A 15,759-nucleotide genomic window follows, 5' to 3' on the forward strand; every position below is an offset into this window, starting at 1 on the left:
TGCCCCCGATGCGCCTCTACCCCGATCCGGCGACCGATGTGAATGCGATTCCGGCCGACTAGGGGGAGCCATGCCGACAGCCAAAGCGACTGCGCTCGTTACCGCGCTGCTCAGCGTTCTGGTGCTGGTCGGGGGCTGTACTCGATTCGTGGACGGCCACGCCGTTTCCATCTACGACGATCCGTTCAAGGTCGCCGGCCTTCCCACCACGAGCGGGCCGAGCGGACCGCGCTCCGGTGTCCCGGACAGCCCGCTGACCGCGACCAACGGCGACCGCGGCCCGGTGGACACCCTGGCGCTCAACGCCGTCGACGACATCCAGACCTACTGGCGGGGTGAGTTCGGCAAGGAATTCCAAGCCGAGTTCAAACCGGTCGAGAAGCTGGTTTCCTGGAGCGCGAAGTCCGGGCGCTCCGAGGCGATCGAGTTCTGCAAGGAGAACACCTACCGTCTGGTGAACGCCGCCTACTGCCGGTTGGACAATTCCATCGGCTGGGATCGCTCCGTCCTGCTTCCCACCATGGAGGAGACCTTCGGGAAGATGGCCGTCGTGATGGTGCTCGCGCACGAGTACGGGCACGCGGTGCAGACCATGGCCAAGATCGTCGGGCCGAAGGACCCGGTGATCGTCAAAGAGCAGCAGGCCGATTGCTTCGCGGGCGCGTTCATGCGCCACGTCGCCGAAGGCAAGGCGAAGCACTTCACCATCAACACCTCCGACGGCCTCAACTCGGTGCTCGCCGCCACCGTGGCCATCCGCGACTCCAACCCCGACGACCCGGAGAGCGTGCACGGGTCCGCCTTCGAGCGGGTCACCGCGGTACAGATCGGCTTCACCGACGGGCCGCGTGCCTGCAAGGGCATCGACAAGGACGAGATCGACCAGCGCCGCGCCAACCTGCCACAGAGTTTCAGTGGTGACGAAGCGCGCGGCGAGTACCCCATATCGAAGGGCAACTTGGTCGAGCTCACAAAGGCGCTCAAAGCCATTCTGCCAGTCGACGACGACCCGACCTATGACTACTCCCGAGCAACGATCGAATGCCGCAACGGCGTGGTCACGGAACCGGTCTCGTACTGCCCGGCCACGAACACGATCGCCACTGACATACCCGGCCTCGCCGCGCGGGGTACTTCCAACTACGACGAGGACGACCCACTGCCCCTCAAAGTGACCGGCGACTACAACGGCTACATCGTGTTCATCGCTCGATACACCCTGGCCGTCCAGCACAGCCGCGGCCAGAGTCTGGTCGGCGCCAAGACCGGACTGCGCGCGGCGTGCCTGTCCGGAGTGGTTACCGGCAAACTTGCCGAATCCGGACGACCGGTCAGCCAGGGTGACATCATGCTCTCCGCAGGCGATCTCGATGAGGCGGTCTCTGGCCTGCTCACCGACGGCCTGGCAGCCAGCGACGTACAGGGCCAGACCGTACGGAGTGGCTTCTCCCGCGTCGATGCTTTTCGCGCGGGCGTCATGAACGGCGAAAGGGCCTGCGAGGCGCGATATTCTTAAAGCTCTTGTCCGTCCGGACCGCCGGCCCGACGCGGCAACACAACGCTGCGCCGGACCGGACCGAGACTCAGTTCTGCCAGCCCGGAGCAGGAATCCACCCTGGCGGACATGTCTTCCGCAATGGGAAGTACATCGGTACCCTGTTCGCCTCCGGCGCATCCTGCTCGAAGCAATGCACCCCGTCGGTAGGCGGTTGGGGCTCGGCAAACGCGCCGACAGCTCCGATCCCGGCGGTGGTAATCGCAATGCCCGCAGCAACGACCGCGGCCTTGGCGACCACACGAAACATACTCGGTCTCCTCTCCGGATCGACAGCGACAGAACGCATTACCCGGTCGTTCATGCCGCAGCAGGAGCAGTTGCCCCCACTACTGTTGGATGCATCGGCGCTGCGATCGGTTCCATCGAGTTTCTGCGGGCGGCCGACGAAGCTATAGAGACACACCGCGAGCACCGAGGTTCGTGCCGGCGAAATTTCTGGGTGGACAGGATCGGGGGGGAACCGATCCCGCGATCAGCGGCCGAAGGGTGGCGGCGCGGCGAGTTCGAAGCGCAGTACGCGGTTGCCGAGCATGATCTCGGCGCCCGGAACCAGCACCATGGACTGGTTCGGCGCCAGGCGCATCCAGTCCCGGTAGCCGGGCAGGCGGGTGCGGGTGCCGTTGGTCGAGCCCCGATCCACCACGGTGACATCCCAATTCACCAGGCGGATCTCGGCGTGCGCGCGCGACATGCCGCCGGAGGCGTCCTCGACGCGCAGCGGCACGAGGCCACGCTCGGCCGCCGCGGAATGCTCCGGATCGCGGCCGATCACGGCGTCCGCGACCAGCATGTAGGTCATGCCGTCGTCGAGGATCAGCATGCCCAGCGGCGGGCGCACCACCTCGATCAGCGGCTGCGTCTGGTCGACCGGCATCCCGCACACGGTGCAGAACGCGGCGCGCGGATCGGTGGGATGCGCACGCGCGCATTTGAATCCCATCACCTTGACGGTGAGCGCGGTGGCCCGCGCGGTCGCCTCCAGACGACGCTGTAACTCCGGGTCCGGACGCGGCGCGGGGTTGGTGCCGCCCAATTGCGTCGGCGCGTTGTGCGGGTCGATCGGCGCCTGCTCGGACTCCCCGGTGCGCATCTCGATGGACGGCGCGGACCGGTCCGCCGAATGCTGCGGTTCGGGGTGCTGCCGTTCGGATTCGGCGGGCGGCTCGTGTGCGATGCGCGCGGTCGGCAGCGGTGGCGCCTCGGGGCGGCGCCGCATACTCTCCGGGCGGGATGCCCGGCCACTCGCAGGGACCCGGCCGCGGGCTCCGTCGGACCAGACGATCGCGCCGCCCGCCTGCGCGACACCCTCGACCAGCCAGCCGATGCCACGCTCCGGCGGCAGCTCAGGGACGCGGCCCTTCGCGTCGTCGACGAACAAGGCCACCGCCCGCGCGGGCACGCCCGCGACCCGATCCACGGTGAACGCCGCGTCGCTGCCGCGATACTGCTCGACCGCACCGTCATCGGCCAGAACGGCGGTGATCGCGCCGTGCAGGAAGATCGCCACGCCGCCGTTCTCGGCGGTGGACAGGATGCCGAAGTCGATCGGTTCGCCGGGGCTGATCTGCTCGGCGTGTTTCATGAGCCAGCGCGTGGCCTGCCGCGCCACCATGGCGCCCGGCCCGTCCGGCTCCCGATCGGTGGCCTCACGCACCAGTTCGGCCAGTGATTCGAGTGCGACAACGGCGGGCGAATCGTGGGCCGGCCTGCCCGGCCCGCGGTGCGCGACGACGATCACCGCGCCGGCGACCCTGGCCACGGCATGGCTGCCCGCGACGACCTCGACCTGCCGATCCATCACCGGAATCGGCCTCTACCGGGGATGCAGTGCAGGGTCGTCGCCACACCGACAAGGGTATTGCAATACGGACACCATCGGTCCCCCTGCCCGGCGTCCGTCGGGTAACTTCAGTGTCAGCAACGGGAGGAACGAGGGGCCCTGAGATGGTTCGGACGCAACGCATCGCGCTCGCCGCGTCATGTCTCGCATTGGCAGGATTGCTGACCGGCTGCGCGGGCGTGCAGGGGACCCCCACCGCGGGGGAGATCGACGTGCGGATGCTGGAAGTCGGCACCTATCCCGTCGACCGGCACGAGTACGACCAGGACTCCCGCGGCAAGGGCGCGCTGCTGGAGGGCATGCGGATGTCCGACGCGGTGGTCCCGACCGTGCGCATCGATCCGTCCCTGAAGGTCGGGCGCGGCAGTACCGTCGTCGCGGACGCCGAGCAGGCGCTCGACTTCGTGGCCAAGGTCTCCAAACCGGTCTTCGACACGCGCAAGCTGGTCGTGGGGTACGCCGTCAGCGGCGCCGACCGCCCCGATCCGGCGGGGCAGTCCAACCCGGCCGCCGACGCCACGGCGGTCACCAATGTGGTGTTCCGCTTCCCCGACGAGGCCACCGCGAAACTCGCCGCCCGCGAACTCGAGGACGTCGACATCGCCGTGTCACCGGACAACCGCAAACTGCCGTCCAGCAAATTTCCCGATGCCTACATCCACTGGCGCCCAGGCGTTCCCACCGTCGGCACCTTCATGGCCCACAAGGAATTCGTCATCTCCTTGTTCATCCAGCGGCCGACGGCCGACGGCGACGACCTGACGAAGTGGGTCGACAAGACCCTCGCCGCCCAGGTCCCGCAGCTGGACAAGTTCACCGCGACCCCGGTCGCCCGGCTCGACACCCTGAAAGTCGACCCGGACGACCTGCTCGCTCGCGTCGCGGTCGCCGACCGCGCCAACCGAGCTCCCGACCCGGCGACCTTCGCCGTGTACGGCGGCTACCACACCGTGCACCGCGCCGACGACGAGGCGACGCACCTGCGCCTGATCGAGGACGCGGGCGTTGACCGCACCGCCGTCGCCGACGACAGCTACGTCGCCCGCACCCACGACGCGGCCGCCGCCCAGAAGCTGGTCACCGGCCTGCTGGAAAGCGAAGGCGGCCACTACGACACCCTCGGCGCGCCCAAGGACGTCCCCGGCGCCAAGTGTCTTCAGCTCAACAGCAAGGGCGACCCGGAAAAGGAGTACAAGTACCGCTGTTACGTCGCATACAAGCGTTACGTCGGGGTCGTCACCAGTGATAAGGAACCAGACGTCCGACAGAAGGTGGCCGCGGAGTACGCGCTGCTGGCGAACAGTTTCTGACACGCGGTGGTGCCGGTCGGCGCCCTCGCGATCGGCGGATCGCGAGGCGGGGTGAAGTAGCATTCGGCCGCAACCACCGCAGTCAGGGGAGGGAAGTAAGTGCAGTACGGCGCGATAACGCGACCGACCCGGGCCGCCTGTGCCCTGATCATGGCCGCTGTCGTGGCCGCGGGTACCGGCGCGTGCGGCGACTCGGAGGCCGGTACCGAGCAGTCGGCGCGTCCGGTCGATCTGGCCCAGCTGGACGTGGGCAACTACGCGACCACGCCACGTGAGCTGGGGACGGTGAAGAATCCCGATCAGGCGCGCATGGTCGAGGCGGAGCGGCTGGCGAACTTCGTTCCCGCGCCGTCGGACATCGACCCCGCGTTCGTCCACGCGAACCCGTCCATCTCGAAGATCTTCATCGAGCCCAAGAACGCGCTCGGGCGGATCATGGATGTCTCCCGGTTCGCGGAGGCCGCACCGGATTTCGTCGCGGGATTCCTCAGCAACGCGGGCAGCGCGCCGGACAACCGCGGCACGGACCTGGTGAACGCCGTCCTCGTCTTCCCCGACGAACAGAAGGCTGCCGCCGCCGCGGCCGCGCTGGAGCGCGTCGACTTCGAGGCCAACGAGCGGAACGCACCGGTGCAGATCCCGAAATACCCGGCGGCGCATGCGCACTGGCAGCCGCAGGAGCAGTCGATCGGATCCTGGTTCGCGACCGGGAAGTTCGTCGTCTACACCTGGATCTACGACTACCTGAAGATCTTCCTGGAGAAGGTCGAGCTTTCCGAGCTGCTCACCTTGGTCGAGAAGAGCCTCGACACCGTGGTCGCGTCGATCAGCCGGTTCACCCCCACACCGGTCGACCAGCTGATGACGTTGCCGATCGACATGGACCGCATGCTCGATCGCACGCTTCCACGGCCGCGGGAAGACTCCTGGATCGACCCGCCCGGCGCGTACACCGGCCAGGGCGCCTTGCACTTCACCACCGATTCGGCGGAGGACCGCAGGCGCATCGAAGCGGCGGGAGTGGATCGGTTCGCGACCGACGGCACCGATGTGTTCCGAGCGCGCGACGCGGCCGCGGCCGCGCGATTGCGGGAGGAGCGTGGCGGTCTCAGCAAGAAGTTCCGCGGGTCCGAGTCACCGAAAGGCCTTCCCGCCGCCCAGTGCAAGGAGTACATCGGCAACAAGACCATCGCCATCCGGTTCTACTGCTCGGTGTCCTACGACCGCTACGCGGCCTTCGCCTGGTCCCATCAGCTGCTCGACGCGCAGCAACGAATCTCCGCCCAGTACGCATTGTTGGTGAATGCCACATGAGATCCCTTCGCATCGTCCCGGCCGTATTCGTCTGCGTTGTCTCCGCCGCGATCCTCGCCGCGTGCGGTTCGACGATGCCGGGCACCGCGCGGCCCGGTGAAATCGACATTCGCCATCTGGACACCGGCAATTACTCCACCGAGCCCCCGAATGCGCACGACGACGACTATCTGCCCCAGTTCATTCACATGAACAAAGTGGCCGCGATGCGGCTGGCCGATCACGTCGTCTCCGCCTACGACATCGATCCGCGGCTCAAATACGGCTGGTCGTCCTCGAGCGTCAGCAGCGGGGTCCTGCCCGACGAACTCGGTCGTCCGGAGGATATGAAGCCGATCGCGCAACGGAACCGCATGATGTTCGGGTTCCGGACCAACGGCTCCGATCAGAACATCAGCATGTTCGCCTCGGGATGGCCGACCAAACCGCGGGCCAACTCGACAACCGTCAGCACGGTCGTCATGCAATTCCCCGATCCGGATCGCGCCCGGCAAGCCGCGGCCGAGTTCCACGACGCCGATTTCGGCGCGTACCGCGACCGGAACGAGCCGGTCGCACTGCCCAAATACGCGCAAGCACGGGCACATTGGCGTCCCGGATCGCCCTTCCTGCGCGCGCTGCTCGCGCACGGGACCTATTTGGTGGCGTTCCTTGTGTCGGTCAACGCTCCCGACCGCGACGCCTTGATCGCGCTGGCGGAGAAGGCGTACGACACCCAGCTCCCGCTGCTCGACCAGTTGCCGCCGCTGACCGAGGAACAGATGCTGCGGCTGCCCTGGGATCCGGACCATCTGCTGAGCCGCACACTGAACGCGAACAAGGTGCAGACCCCGAGTTTCGATGCGACGCAAGCCTTGTTCGGTCTGCGCGGGATCATGCATTACGCCGAAGACCGGAACTACGCGAAAGAACGCTTCACGGCGATGGGCGCGGAGAAATTCGCAATGTCCAACGGCACACTGGTGATTCGCACATCGAGTCCGGACGCCGCGCGGCGAGTCGCCGCGGAACGCATGACGCCGACGTTCACGGCCGGGGCGGCCGAGCCACCTCCGCATCTGCCCGACTCGGCATGTGTGGAGAACAAGTCCGGGCTGTTCGACGACAAACGATTCACCTGCATCGTGGCGTACAAAGAATACGTCGGCTTCGTCGCCGGAAATCAGCTGCTCGACGCCCAGCAGCGCGCGGCCGCACAATACTCCATTTTCGCGAACAGCCGATAATGCCGCACATTCCGCACGACCCGAGTCCAGTATGCTGCTGCGTTGCGAACGCAGTGGCCCGCGTCGAGTCAGGAGATCGTGAAAGATGGCGATGAGCCCCGGGACCATCGTCGGCGGGTACCGCATCCTGCGCGTGCTCGGTGCGGGCGGTATGGGCACCGTGTATCTGGCCAAACATCCCAGCTTGCCGAGGACTGACGCGCTGAAGGTGCTCGGCGGCGAACTCAGCCGCGACTACGAGTTCCGTACCCGTTTCGAACGGGAGGCCAATCTCGCCGCCGGGCTCGACCACCCGAATATCGTCTCGGTGTACAACCGCGGTGAAGAACACGGCCAGTTGTGGATCGCCATGCAGTACGTGGACGGCACCGATGCCGCCGCCGAGCTCGCCCGCGACCCGCACGCGATGAATCCGCTTCGCGCACTGCGCATCACGACCGAGGTCGGAAAGGGTCTCGATTACGCGCATCGCAAGGGCCTGCTGCACCGCGACGTCAAACCCGCCAATTTCCTGCTCTCCACCCCCGCGGACGGCGAAGAAGAACGCGTCCTGCTCACCGACTTCGGGGTCGCCAAATCCAATGACGACACCACCGAACTCACCCAGACCGGCAGTTTCGTCGCCACCATCGCCTACGCCCCGCCTGAGCAGCTCACCGGCAGCCCGCTCGACCACCGCGCCGACGTCTACAGCCTCGCGTGCTCGTTCTTCAAACTGCTCACCGGCCAGAACCCCTACCCGGGAACGCAACCCGCGCTGGTGATGATGGGTCACCTGCATGAGCCGCCGCCGTTGGCCACCGCGGTCAACCCTGGCCTGCCCCCGGTTATCGACCAGGTCTTCGCGCGTGCCATGGCCAAGAACCCGGCCGAACGCTTCAACAGCTGCCGGGAATTCACCGACGCGGCCGCGAGCGCCCTCACTCCGGGCTACAACCCGGTCGCCACCAATACCTCCCCGACCTACCCGATTCAGGTTTTCGACCCGACGCTCGCGACCGAATCACGCCGCGCCGCCTCCCGGGTCGACACCGCGGCGGCCGCACCGTCGCCCAGCCGGAAGCCCCTGCTCATGGCCGGCATCGGCGTCGTCATCGTCGCGCTCGCCGCGGGAATCGGCATCTGGGCGCTGAACCGGGGTGAGTCGGCCCCTGCCGTCGCCGCGGCGAGCAGCACGGCCGCACCGAATTCGCTGTCGCCCATCGAGCAGGCGCGTGCGAACAACCCGGTGTTCCGGGGCAAGACCATCACGATGGTGGACGTACCGCGCGGCACGCAGGTCTCGATCTTTCTCGGCGGCACCCCGCAGACGAAGTTCTTGGAAGATCTCGGATTCGTCTACAACCTGAACTACGCCAAGCAGGGCGACGAAGCGTCGCCGCGGGAACTGACGACCACCGCGAAGCTGGAGGTCGCGACGGACGGCTACGTGCTGGCCGTGCGCAGCGACGAGAAAGCGGGCGGCGGTGGTCTGCTCGGTCTGCCCTATCAGGTCTCCGGCACCCGCGCCACGGTGATCCCCCTGGACGATCCCGCTGCCGTCGCCGCGGTCCGGAATTGGAATCAGTCCTCCGAACAGACATTGCTCGACCGGCTGCTTCCGGTGCTGCGCAACCGGGTGAAGTAGACGCGCAACAGCCTCTTCGCTTCCGGTCTAACGGCTTTCGTCGCGGTCGAGCTGCAATCTGCTGGTAGCGGCGGACATAGGCGTTCGGTAAGGTGTACCCAGCCAGCCCACTCGCCGATCATTACAGCAGCGAGCAGGGGGAAGGAGGGGAGCCGAGCGCTGGCGTTACCAAGTCATGCAGACCCGGTCCGCACCGTGGTCTTTCGAGCGGGCCCGCATGTGGCCACGAAACCATGGACGAGCCGGGCGACGACGCAGGGCACTGATCTCGTGGGGCGATGCCGAACATTTTACGAGTCGGATGGAACCGATCAGACCCGCACCGCGTCCAACCAGATGTACAGGCCAACTGAGGCTTCCGCCGTTGGCCGAGACGGGAACCGAAAGGAGCCGAAATGGCAGGACAGCTCGAAGCGAGCGAAGAGGCGATCACGAAGTTTGTGGACAACTGCCGGCAGCGGCACCAGGATCTGCAGACCGCGATCACCGCACTGAACAACAAGTCGGACCAGACCACCGCCACCTGGAGCGGTGCGGCGCGTCAGGCGTTCGACACGTTCATGGACAGCTACTTCGCCCAGGCTCGGAAGCTGAGCGACCAGCTGGATCAGACTTCGGACAAGCTCGCCCACGCTGGACGGAAGTTCGCGGATCAGGACCAGCAGTTCGCCCAGCAGGTGGCCGCGCAGGCCTCCAGCCTGGACCTTCCCTGATTCCACAGCTGAACCACAGACAACAAGGAGCTCCTTATGGTAGCGAACGATCCCGGACGGATTGCCTCTAACTTCGGCGAGGTCGACGCGGGCGCCCAGGCCATCGTGGCCGAGGCCCGCAACGTCATGTCCATGCTCGAAGACTTCCACAAGCAGGTCACCGACTTCGTGACCAACTACTGGAAGGGTGACGCGAACGACGCGTTCGCGTCGCTGCAGGCCCAGTGGAACACCAACATCACCCAACTGAACACCACGCTGGAAAGCGCGGGCCGCCTGGTCAGCAGCGGCAACTCCGACCTGCAGGCCACCGACACCACGCTGGCGGGCCTCTTCTGAGATCCGTCTCGGCCGATTCGAGCCCCCGGTACGCGTACCGGGGGCTCGAATCATAGAAAGACGGTGGCGGCGTTCACGCAGAGGCGGCGCGATCGGCGCCGAGAGACAGCGTGTATCTCGCCGTGGTGCGGTGATTCAGTATCTGGCGGCGAACCGGTAGCCACCGGGCCCAGCGGTGCCTCCACAGCGCTACATTCTGATCACGGAATAACGCGCACGGAGTCGCCGAAATTCGCGCACTGGGTCTCCAACGCGTCCCAACCGTCTCCGGCGTACTGGCAGCCGATGCTGACCTGAATGCCGTACTCCAACAGGACATGCCAGCGGACAGTCGATCCGTCACCGGGACGTTCCGAGTAAGCCAGGCCGGAACGACCACCGAACACGACATCGCGTTTCACGTCGGTCAGTACCCCGGACGGGCGTTGCGCGATCTGCGCCTCCAGCTTCGCGGCGACCTGCTCATAACCGGAACCCGCGGCAAGCGGCGTCTGCACCAGCGTAATGCGTTGCCGAGCAGCATCTTCCGGCACCAAATCGATGCGCGCCCGTCCGCTCTCCGGTGTCGACGCGACGCGCCACCCGGGCGGAACGCGAAAACTGATGCGGCCGAAGGTTTCTGGATCGGCCGCCGAAGTGCTGCTGGCGGGCGGGACCGCAGCGCTGGTCGGCGCTGGTTCCGTGCTCGGTGCGGCCGTCGTAGTATCGGCGTCACGGTTCACGAGAATCACCGCGGCAACCACTACCAGGGCGACGACTACCACAGCGGCGATCCCCGCGAGCGCGACGCCGGTCGCGCGATACCCCGGCTGTTGGGCCGCCGCACGCTCCCGCAGCGGTTGCATCCACTCGGCGTGCGAAGGCGCGGCCGGTGCCGCTTCTCGTGGGCTCGGTTCGACATTGCGACCACGGACGAGATCTGCGCCCGCGACCGGACGCACCGCGACGGCGGTCCCGACGGTCTGCTCGATAGCCGCACCGAGGAGGTCGAGTTTCGCGGTATCGGCGACGCCGACCACCTGGGCAACGTCGACCGGCCGACCATCGAGCAGCCGGTCGATGAGAGCACGGAGCGCATCGAATCCTGGTGCGCCCGGGGTGATCTCCGCAAGCGCGAGGGCGGGTTCGTGCTCGCAGGACTCGATGTGGACACCGTGATGGCTTCGAATGACGGTGGATGCCGTGGTGGTGAGCAAGCCGAACTCCAGCACCAGGGTGCGCTGGCTGTGGCTGGTGCCCTCGTCCGTCGCGACCGCACGCACCGCGATGTCCTCGAACGCGACATCCGCCGTGCAGCGGCGCGCCGCCTGCTCGAGCACGCTCCGGCGACCGGCGCCCCACTCGGTCGGGCAGACGAGGGTGATTCGTGCGCACGGCGTGGCGATCCGCAAGTTGTCCAGCACGCTGGTGAAGACGGCGCCCATCGCGTCCACCACCGACGGCGTGCGGGGAGGCAAAGCGATGACGTCGGCGGGGATGAACTGGACCGCCGAGCCGACCTGGGTGGGCGGAGTCAGCGGCTGCCCCACGACGAGATCGAAACCATTGCTGCCCAGCACGATCGAGGGCGGCAGGTCCCAGTGCGTGGTAGCGCCACGCGCCCAGAGGCGCGCTTCCGTGATGACCAGCTCGACTTCGGACATCAGGGCGACGGCATCCACGCCGTCTGGACCAGTCCCTCGGTATTCCGGGTGACATAGGTGCCGCGTCCCGCCGGCATCGGGCTCGGACGCTTGGTGCCCATCAGCACGCCTTCGTCCTTGCTGCAGCTCAGAATCAATCCGGCCGAACCCAGATCGCGCATCCTGGCCAGCGTCGCCTCGAACATCGCCCGGCTGGCGCCACCCGAGCGGCGCGCGATGATCACGTGGAAACCGAGGTCACGGGCGTGTGGCAGGTGTTCCAGCAGCGCTTGGACCGGGTTGCCGGCGGAGGTGGCGACCAAGTCGTAGTCGTCGATGATGACGAACAGTTCCGGCCCGCTCCACCAGGAACGCTCGCGGAGCTGCTGCGGCGTGACATCCGGGCCGGGGGTGCGCTGGTTGACGTAGGCGGCGAGATCGGCCATGTTCTGGGTGAACTGCGGCGCCGTCGAGCCGTAACCGGCGAGATAGCCCTCCGGCACCAGGCCGAGCATGGAGCGTCGATAGTCACCGAGGATGAAGCGGGCCTGGTCGGGCGTGTTGGATGCGGCGATGCCCTCGATCAGCGAGCGCAGCAGCGTCGTCTTCCCCGATTCGGTATCGCCGATGATGATGAAGTGCGGGCTTTCGACGAAGTCGATGTAGACCGGCGCCAGCTCGGACTCGTTGATGCCGAAGGGGATTCGCAGGCACTTGGCGTTCGGATCGACCTGCGAAGGCCAGTCGCCTGCCAGGTACAGCAACTGCTCGCGCGGCAGCTGCTCGGGCAGCATGCGGACCTGCGGGGCGGGACGGCCCGGCGTCAGCCTGGCGATGGTGGCGACCGCGTCGCCGACCGCCTGGCCCAGGTTGTTCGGATCGGCGCTGCCGTCGATGCGCGGCAGGCCGGTCAGCATGTGCAGGCACTCGGGGGTCATACCGCGGCCCGGCCGGCCCTGCGGGACCAGCGAGGCGAACTTGCGGCCCAGGTCGGAATCCATCGGATCACCCAGGCGCAGCTCGATCCTGGTGCCGATCTGGTCCTTGAGCGCCGGACGCGCCTCCGCCCAGCGGTTCAGCGCGATCACCACGTGCACGCCGTAGGACAGGCCCTGCACCGCCAGATTCATGATGGTCTGCTCGAGCATCTCGAAGTCCTGGCGGATCGAGCCGAAGCCGTCGATCACCAGGAACACGTCGCCGAACGGGTCCTCGTGCGCGCCCGCGGCCGCCGGGCTGCTGGACGGGTCCACCGCGCGCAGCCTGCGGAACTCCGTCATCGACTCGATGCCGAGCTGGCGGAAGCGGGCCTCGCGCTGCCGGACGATGGTGGTCATCTCGGCGATCGTGCGCCGGACCTGGTCCTCGTCCAAGCGGCTGGCCACCGAGCCGACGTGCGGCAGACCCTGCAGGCTCGCCAAGGTGCCGCCGCCGAAGTCGAGGCAGTAGAACTGCACCTGCTCGGCGGTGTGGGTCAACGACATCGCCATGATCATGGTGCGCAGCGCGGTGGACTTGCCGGACTGCGGGCCGCCGACGACGGCGACGTTGCCGCGGGAACCGGACAGGTCGACGATCATCGGGTCGCGGCGCTGATCGTAGGGGCGGTCCACGATGCCGATCGGGGCGCGCAACGTGGCCACCGGGGAGTATTCGCCGGTGAGAATCGAGCGTGGGATGAGTTGGTCCAGCGTGGGAGCCTCGTCCAGCGGCGGCAGCCAGATCTCGTGCGCCGGGCGGCCGTGGCCGCGGATCCGGGAGACCAGCATGTTCACGTTGGACAGCTGCTCGCCGTCCTCGTCCTGATGCTCGGGCTCCAGGCTCGGCTCCGGCGGCAGCGGAACCCGGTCCGCGGCACGGAAATCGACGTGCGTCGCGGTGAACGGGCGTGCGTGGACGTCGATTTCGCCGGACTGGGTGGCGGTGGTCATATCGCGCTGCGAGCCGCCCCCGACGTAGGGACCGGAGACGTAGGACGCCTGGAACCGCTGGATCTCACCGGAATCGGCCTTCAGGTAGCCGCCGCCGGGGTTGTTCGGCAGGTTGTAGGCGTCGGGGACGCCGAGCACCTGACGAGATTCGTTGGCGGAGAACGTCTTCAAGCCGATCCGATAGGAGAGGTGGCTCTCCAGGCCCTTGAGCTTGCCCTCCTCCAGGCGCTGCGAGGCGAGCAGCAGATGGACGTGCAGCGAGCGGCCGAGGCGGCCGATCATGACGAACAGCTCGGCGAAGTCCGGGTGCTGGGTGAGCAGTTCGGAGAACTCGTCCAGCACGACGAACAGGGCGGGCAGCGGGTCCAGGTCGGCGCCTGCGGCCCTGGCCTTCTCGTATTCGGAGACGTTGGCGAAGTTGCCTGCCGCACGCAGCACTTCCTGCCGACGGTTCATCTCACCGGCCAGGGCGTCTTTCATGCGGTCGACGAGATCGGCTTCTTCCTCCAGGTTGGTGATGACGGCGGCGACGTGCGGCACACCGTCGAGGCCGAGAAACGTCGCACCGCCCTTGAAGTCGACCAGCACCAGGTTCAGCTGGTCCGGCGAGTGCGTGGCGAGCAGGCTGAGAACCAGGGTGCGCAGGAACTCCGACTTACCGGAACCGGTGGCGCCGATGCACAGACCGTGCGGGCCCATGCCGTTCTCGGCGGCCTCCTTGATGTCCAGTTCCACCGGAAGGCCGTCTGCGCCGACACCGAACGGAACACGCAGGCGTTCCCGGCCATAGCGCGGCCGCCAGGCGTGCTCGGGGTTGAACATGCCGATGTCGCCGAGGCCCATCAGCTGCGCCCAGGTCGAGATCACCTCGGAGTCGTCGGTTTCCACGTCACTGCTGCGCTGGGTCGCCGCGCGGTAGGGCGCGAGCCTGCGGGCCACCTGCTGGGCCTGCTGCGGACTGATCCGGTCGATCAGCGCGAAGCGCTCCTGGTTGCCGGTCGCGCCGCGGCCGACGCACTCGCCGTTCTCCACGATCATCTTGATGCCGCGCGACACCGCCAGGCGCGGCGCGTAGCCGCACAGGTCGATGATGGTGACGCCCTCGTAGCCGGATTCCCGCAGCTGATCGTCCTCGGCCTCGAGCAGGCCACCGTCGACCACGATGACGATGTGCACCATGTTCGCGTTGGCTGGCTGGTTGCGCGAATAGCGAACCCGGTTGCCCAGCAACGGTTGCAGACCGGCCATGGCCTCCCGGATGGAGCCATAGAACATGCGCTGGGTGCCGATACCGTCCTGCGCGTCCGGATGCTGAGTGTGCGGCAGCCACTTGGTCCACGCCCACTCCCGCGCGGTATCGGGCCCGCAGACGACCGCGACCAGCACCTGGTCGGGCGCCTGGAACATGCACAGCTGCACCAACATCGCGCGAGTCATGTCCCGCGCCTCGCCGCGGTCGCCGTCCAGCGCGATGGTGGCGAAGCCCTTGACCGCGATCGCGGTCGGCAGGTCGGGCACGGTGGAGTGGGCCCGCACGAAGCGGCGCAGCGAGACCGCCGCGATCGGCTCGAGCTCCTCGACCGGGCCGGTCTCGGGCGCGACCAGCCGGGTGGCCAGGCGCTGCCCGCCGACGCCGATGCGGGCGTGGCAGAAGTCCTTGTCCCCCGCGCGGCGTTCCCACATCCGGCTGGTGCCCGCGAGCATCCAGATCAACCCGGGCTCAGGATGACTCCACTCGACCGAAGCCCGCTGCTGGCGCGCGGTCTCGTCGACGTCCTTGCGGACCTGGTCGAGGTAGCGCAGGTAGTCTTTGCGGTCCTCGTTGGCCTCCGCGGCTTTCTGTCCCTTGCCGCCGCCCTGACCGGCGAACATGCCGACCATCGAGAACAGCATCATGAGCGGGAACATCATGCTCATCGGATTCGACGCGATGCCGCCGCCCTGCGTGAAGAGCAGGGCCATCATGCCGACCATGCCGATCACCATCACGACCGGCATCAGCTTCAGCAGCAGGTTTCCCGGTGTGACCCGGGGGATTTCGGGCGGCGGCTGCAGGGTGACCTCGCCACCGGGCGATCGGGGCATCTCGCGGCGCGCACGGCGCTGGAAGCGGACAGTGCTCATCGACGAGATCCCCCTTCGGAACGCTGTGATTCGGCCTCAGTGTAGAGGTCACAGCCGACATGTCGTACAGTTCGACCAGCATTCTGCTGCCCGGACCGTGGGTTCGCAAGCTCGCCCCCGGCCCGCGGCGTCGCGGAATCACGAGGTAGCAGACC

General features: G+C 67.4%; 10 protein-coding genes. 7 read left to right on the forward strand and 3 right to left on the reverse strand.

Features of this window, described 5'->3' with window-relative positions:
• Positions 1-70: 70 nt before the first annotated feature.
• Positions 71-1,516 (forward strand): metallopeptidase, encoded by a 1,446-nt coding sequence (locus IU459_RS08535; protein ID WP_195128945.1) that lies wholly within the window; start codon positions 71-73, stop codon positions 1,514-1,516.
• Positions 1,517-2,030: 514 nt separating this feature from the next.
• On the opposite strand, the gene IU459_RS08540 is transcribed toward IU459_RS08535, so the two are convergent.
• Positions 2,031-3,356: an FHA domain-containing protein gene (locus IU459_RS08540; RefSeq protein WP_195128946.1), complete on the reverse strand. Its 1,326-nt coding sequence runs from the start codon at positions 3,354-3,356 to the stop codon at positions 2,031-2,033.
• A gap of 146 nt (positions 3,357-3,502) precedes the next feature.
• Between IU459_RS08540 and IU459_RS08545 the strand changes: the two genes are divergently transcribed.
• From IU459_RS08545 to IU459_RS08570, 6 genes are all read left to right on the forward strand, one after another.
• On the forward strand, positions 3,503-4,708 hold the full coding sequence (locus IU459_RS08545; RefSeq protein WP_195128947.1) for a DUF7373 family lipoprotein: 1,206 nt from the start codon (positions 3,503-3,505) through the stop codon (positions 4,706-4,708).
• A 150-nt stretch (positions 4,709-4,858) separates the two neighbouring features.
• Positions 4,859-6,022, forward strand: a complete 1,164-nt coding sequence (locus IU459_RS08550) for a DUF7373 family lipoprotein (protein WP_228837612.1) — start codon at positions 4,859-4,861, stop codon at positions 6,020-6,022.
• Positions 6,019-7,248 (forward strand): DUF7373 family lipoprotein, encoded by a 1,230-nt coding sequence (locus IU459_RS08555; RefSeq protein ID WP_195128949.1) that lies wholly within the window; start codon positions 6,019-6,021, stop codon positions 7,246-7,248. Before IU459_RS08550 ends, IU459_RS08555 begins: the two co-directional genes overlap by 4 nt.
• An 85-nt stretch (positions 7,249-7,333) precedes the next feature.
• Positions 7,334-8,875, forward strand: coding sequence for a serine/threonine-protein kinase (locus IU459_RS08560; protein ID WP_195128950.1), 1,542 nt, complete (start codon positions 7,334-7,336; stop codon positions 8,873-8,875).
• Positions 8,876-9,270: 395 nt separating this feature from the next.
• Positions 9,271-9,588, forward strand: a complete 318-nt coding sequence (locus IU459_RS08565; RefSeq protein ID WP_040774529.1) for a WXG100 family type VII secretion target — start codon at positions 9,271-9,273, stop codon at positions 9,586-9,588.
• Between the two features lie 36 nt (positions 9,589-9,624).
• Positions 9,625-9,927 (forward strand): WXG100 family type VII secretion target, encoded by a 303-nt coding sequence (locus tag IU459_RS08570; protein WP_195128951.1) that lies wholly within the window; start codon positions 9,625-9,627, stop codon positions 9,925-9,927.
• A 200-nt stretch (positions 9,928-10,127) separates the two neighbouring features.
• Here IU459_RS08570 and IU459_RS08575 read toward each other — a convergent pair whose 3' ends face one another.
• Positions 10,128-11,570, reverse strand: coding sequence for a type VII secretion-associated protein (locus IU459_RS08575; RefSeq protein ID WP_195128952.1), 1,443 nt, complete (start codon positions 11,568-11,570; stop codon positions 10,128-10,130).
• Entirely contained in the window at positions 11,570-15,604 is a 4,035-nt protein-coding gene (gene eccCa / locus IU459_RS08580; protein WP_195128953.1) for a type VII secretion protein EccCa, read from the reverse strand. Before eccCa ends, IU459_RS08575 begins: the two co-directional genes overlap by 1 nt.
• Positions 15,605-15,759 lie beyond the last annotated feature (155 nt).

The organism is Nocardia amamiensis (assembly GCF_015477605.1).
Classification (GTDB): domain Bacteria; phylum Actinomycetota; class Actinomycetes; order Mycobacteriales; family Mycobacteriaceae; genus Nocardia; species Nocardia amamiensis_A.